Source organism: Pirellulales bacterium (genome assembly GCA_035939775.1).
GTDB lineage: Bacteria > Planctomycetota > Planctomycetia > Pirellulales > DATAWG01 > DASZFO01.
The window spans coordinates 1-3863 of the sequence record DASZFO010000199.1 but is presented as its reverse complement, the minus strand read 5'-3'; the positions used below and the strand labels follow the sequence as shown (position 1 = coordinate 3863).

Sequence of the window (3863 nt, the reverse complement as noted above, 5' to 3'; positions counted from 1 at the left end):
GATCCCATTGCTCTCGTCGATCGTGACGACGTTATTGCTGGCGTCGCCGACGATATTGATCGTGCCCCAATTCGAATTGTTCGGATGGGTCGTAAGGGTCACGTTCGTGGCCGCGTTCACAATGTCAACGAGTCCGGCGTTGCCCGGGTCGACGCGAATGATGACGCTCCCCGCGGTTGCTGCGCCGAGGGTGATCGTTTGATTGGTCGGGAAACTCGAGATGCCGTTGGCGATGACGCGCAACGACACGTAGTCATTGAGAGTCGTCCCAGCCGGCAGCGTGAAATCGACGCTCTCCGGTGTCGAGCCGGTAGCCACCCACGCGCTGCTCCAGTTGGAAGTCGTCGCGAAAACGACATTCCCGGCTTTGTTGACCAATTCAATAATCGGATAGTTGGTCGCCATCTGGGCGTCGTCGCCGTAAACCGCTCCCTCGCTGAGTCCATTGAGCTGGATTCCCGTGAGGGTGTAGACGTTGATGTTGGCCAACGTCACCGGGTCAAGCTTGATTTCCGTTTGCTCGATATCTGAAATTGTGGGCCGCCAGGAATCTTGAGGCCCGCCAGCCGGCGTATACACATACGCCTGATTGGTCGAATCGTTGAGCAATATCTGACCGTTAGGCAGAACGAGCATCCGCCCATTAAAACCTCCGGCCCCGCTCGGTGAGGCGGGATCGGCGAGGCTTGCAGCGAGCGCTGGCGGGAGATTGTTGACCGGCGTGATGGAATTGGTGACCGGATCGTATTCAAAGAGAACCGATCCTGTCCCAAAGACAGGGGTCGGACCGGCTTGAAACAGGACTCGGCCGTCCGGCATCACCGCCGCCGGGCAGTCGTTTGCGCCCAAGCCAAAAGGAATATTCGGACCGGCGGCCCAGCTCCCATTCGGGTTGCCGGGACTCGGAGGCGTGTACAAAGCAGTGTTGTTCGTCGCGCCCAGATAAAACACACGGCCGTCCGGCAAAAGGTTTGCCGAGCCAAGCTCTGCGTGCACGGTCGTGTTCGTCATCAGGTTGACAGGGACGTGCCCGGCCGGGACCCAACGATCGTCCGCCGGAGTGTCGCCAAATACCAGCCGCTCCGCCGACCCCGGATCCGTGCCGAACACCTGGTAGGCCAGCATGCTGCCATCCGGCAGCTTCACCCAACTTTCCTCGTTCGCTTTGTCTGAATTCAGAAGCGTTGCGTCCTGCGTCCATAGATTTGCTACAGGATCGTACCGAAACGTCGGGCTATGGGTTGTTCCATACACGTAACCGAGGAACCCGGCGAGGACGGTGCCGTCATTCATCAGTTCCAATTGTCCATCGCCGAACTCTTGGGCTGGCGGAGGATTCTGTGATTGAATATTTGGATTAAATAACGGCTGTGGGAATGATGTGATAGGCGTCCATGTGTCCGTCGCGGGATCATAAATCGCGCCGGTGGGGGTTTCAGTCTGAGCCGTCGGCGGACCTGTGTATTCCCCGCCCAGAACCATGACGCGGCCGTCTTGCAAGACGACGGAACCGAAGAACAGCCGACCGATGTCCATGTCGGCCAACCGCGTCCATGTCCCATTGGCATAGTTCCCGGTCGCGTCGGGAGTCAGCTTGAACCAGAAGGGCAACGCCTGATCCAGTCCGGAGTTCACCATGATGGAGCCGTCCGGCAACTGAAGCATGGTTCCAAGTCCGACGGGGCCGATATCGGCTGGCGGCGGCGGGAAAAACGGTGACGGAGTCACCGCTGTCCAAGTTCCAAGGGTCGGCGGCGTCGGTATAACATTGAGCGTGCCGTCCACCCCGATATCCGCGCTCCCGTTCGTCGGCGCGGGACCAAGCGTGTACTTACGCCCGGTCGCGTCGAACATTTCCGTCGGGCGTGTGCCGGCCGCGTTGCCGGAGGCCAGATTAATCTGCGTCTTGCCCAGCGCGGCGCCTGGCCTGACATGGAAGTCGATTGTGACCAGCGAGTCGATCGAACCGACGACCGGTCCCGTTGCTTTACTAGTGGGAAAAGCAAACGCCGTGTCCGACACTGCCGTTGGTGTCGAAGTGGCCGTGGTGCTCGTAATGTTTGCGTATTTGTCCGAGGCCGCGATGTGGATGAGCATTTGGCCCGGATTCGCCGTGGAAAAGGTTACCGTCAGAGTCCAACCAATTGGCGTCGGATTGGCATTCGGCTGAAGGCTGAACGGAAGGAAAGCGATCACGTTCGACGGGATCGTTCCCAAACGAACGTCGGATTTGCTGACGCTAAACACATTCGGATCGAAATCCACAGCGAAATCCGCGCTGCTCAACCCGGCACGGGTGCAGTTCACGTAGGCAAGCGCCGCCGGGTCCGTTGGAGAGTTCCCACGCCCAGTGACTGCCGAAATCAGCGAGCCGCTAAGATTGTCGGTAAGCTGATTGACGTCGATCGGGACGTTGACCACTCCGCCCCGCGCTCCGACGAGAGTCGTTGGGATGCTCAGGGTCGGATTCGACGAGAGCGTCAAACGCTGTTCGAGCTGCTCGTAGCGCATCGACGAGCACCGCTCGACGCGATTCTTACGACGCTTCTGCTTACGGCGGGGTTGAGAATTGACGGCACGGCTATCGCCAAACATGGGCAAGACTCTCCTCAAGATTGCAACAGATGTTCCGGACGAGACACGGCGCGAAGCCGCACAGCTAAAGACGCGATCCGTTGCGCTTCCAACCAGTATACGTAGGACAAATCAAAGGTGACGAAATCGATGATGTGAATCGTTCGAATCGCGGTGGCCCGCGACGGCGGAAAGGTTAAGCGGATCACCCGACAAAAATGCCAAGGAAATTCGGATCGGTTTCGATGATGTAATCGACGATGGCGCCGTTGGTCGGATCGTATTTGCGAATGGTCGTGCTCAAGCCGTGCACCTGCTGAGCGGTGTAAACGAACAGGTGCCCGCCGATTACCTTCGCCGCCGTTCGGACCGGGGAATTCGAACCCGTGCCCGTATAGGGAATAAACAAATTCGAGAGCCCGCCTGTCCTTCCGTTAAGGATTAGGACGGACGGCGCGCCGGAATTTCCCTGGCTGGCAATCACGAGCGGGTCGGCCACTCCCAGGCCCGCGCTGATCGCTGAGACATTCACGCCGCCGCGGAAGCTGGCCACGAACGGGTAGAAAATCTTGAACGGCGCATAGGAGGAGAACGCCGGCTTCACATCGAACGCTTCGATGAGCGGCTGCATCCCCGGCCCCGAGCCGACAATCACATCCCCGCGTCCGTCCAGATTGAGATCGGCCACGGCCACCGTCGAGCCGCCGGTAAACGTCTTCGCCCAGACGGTGAAATCGCGGAAGAGCGTGACGGGGGCCGCGGGATGGGTCGGGAACTGGTCGTGCCAAACGCGAATCTCGGAGACGCCGTGGCTGGGGGCGGTGACGATGTCGTCGAGTTCGGTCCCGCCGACTGGCGTGCCTTCGATGTTGCCCGCCGCGATGTTCAAGCCCCCTTGGACGCTCGACGGATAGGCTTGGAATTGGAACTGGAAATTGCCGTTCATGTCGAAGACTTTGACGATCGGCAAATGCCCCTGCCCGGGCGCGACGGCGACCTCGGGCTTGCCAGTGTTGTCGAAGAATCCGACGGCGACGCGAACGCCGCCATGATAGTTGGCTTCATACGCCAGGAAGCCCTGCGGTTGTGCCGGGTTGACCAACTGATCGGAGTTTGTGTACAGAACCTTGACCCGCGGTTGGCCTGAGATACTGGCATCGGCGCCGTAGGCGACAATCGAAATGGGAAGCGACTCGATTGAGGTGAAATTGACCGCCGCACGATTGCTGGATGTCCAAGTGCCGTTAAACGAGTTGCTGCCGGCCGGGACCGCCGTCTTCGTCAGCACT

The 3863-nt window shown here is 59.6% G+C and carries 2 protein-coding genes; both read right to left on the bottom strand.

The window, feature by feature from the left end:
* On the bottom strand, nucleotides 1–2595 hold a 2595-nt coding region (locus VGY55_12775), incomplete at its 3' end, for a hypothetical protein (GenBank protein HEV2970837.1).
* 184 nt (nucleotides 2596–2779) lie between these two features.
* Nucleotides 2780–3863: hypothetical protein (locus VGY55_12770; GenBank protein HEV2970836.1), on the bottom strand; the 1084-nt coding region annotated here is incomplete at its 5' end.